This window comes from Rhizobium sp. P44RR-XXIV, assembly GCF_001999485.2.
Classification (GTDB): domain Bacteria; phylum Pseudomonadota; class Alphaproteobacteria; order Rhizobiales; family Rhizobiaceae; genus Rhizobium.
In genome coordinates, this window is record NZ_MPVZ02000005.1 from 1 (window position 1) to 1,111 (window position 1,111).

Sequence of the window (1,111 nt, forward strand, 5' to 3'; positions counted from 1 at the left end):
ACCGTTTTCGGCCATGCGGCCAAAGATGCGGCGATCATCCTCGCGAGCCAGCATCATCAGGGCGAAACCAGCGAGCAGACCGGCACGGTCATCGATATCCAGGCCGAACAGATTGTTTTCCAGAATCAGTTGCGGAATGTCGCGGCTGCGGAAACCGCGCTCGGTGTAAATCTCCTTGAGCACCTTGTAGGCCTCAACCAGGATATGGCCAGAACCACAGGCGGGATCGAGTACCTTGATGCTCAGTGGGTCGATACTATCCGGGGTGATGGCGGCCAGTTGCGCCTGCACTTCCGAGTTCTGCTCGGTCGGCTCGATGTAGTACTGCATCCTAGCCTTGAGCGGTGAGCCCGGGTAGGTCTGCAGCCACTGACGGCCCACGGAGTTCTGTACCAAGTACTGGACGATCCAGTTAGGGGTAAACAGCTGGGTGGCGGCGGGGATGTCCTCGCTCTTGACCACCTTGCCTATGACCTGATCCTTTTTCTCGGAAATGTAGAACTGGTAGAGCCAGCCGATGATCTCCACTTCCTGCCAGTCTTCCTCTGGAATGGCTTCGACCAGCTCGCGGATCAGCGAGTCGGTCTTGGTGAGATTGTCTGGCAGCAATAGTTCGGTAGCATCGTCGACTGCTTCGAAGAGGAAGGGCATGGCCTTGTGCAGGGCATGGCACTGAGCGAGCAACAGTTCGCGGTAGAGCTCCTCGTCCTTGGTACCTTCGAGCTTCAGCTCGGCAACCGTGCTGGCGGTCGAGGCCTTCCAACTCGATATCCAAGCAGTCGTCGAGGATCTGGAACCCACCATTGTGATCAGGGTGGCTGAGTACGCGACGGCCATGGTCGAAATAGCCCTTGAGCTCCATGTAACGGATGGCGCAGAGGCGGTTGAACCAGCTGTAGGCCGCCTGCTCCATGGCTTGGGCAAAGCCCATATGTTCGACCTTCTTCACCAGCGCCGGCGCGTGGACGGATGATGCTGGCCGGGAACGGGCGATCGCCGATTAGGGCCAGATCGCCCTTCTGCTCCAGCGGCTCGATTCCCATGCTGGGGATGCTAGATTCGCGGATACCGAACAGCGCCGCGCGCTTGGTCATGGCGGCAATAAAGGCGG

2 protein-coding genes are annotated in these 1,111 nt (G+C 59.0%); both read right to left on the reverse strand.

What is annotated here, in order from left to right:
- Nucleotides 1–837, reverse strand: an 837-nt coding sequence (locus tag BSK43_RS00035; protein ID WP_246662451.1) for a BREX-1 system adenine-specific DNA-methyltransferase PglX, incomplete at its 3' end; no start/stop codon positions are given.
- A partial coding sequence (locus tag BSK43_RS35345) for a hypothetical protein (protein ID WP_205910567.1) occupies nucleotides 810–1,111 on the reverse strand: 302 nt, incomplete at its 5' end. The genes BSK43_RS00035 and BSK43_RS35345, both read right to left, overlap by 28 nt.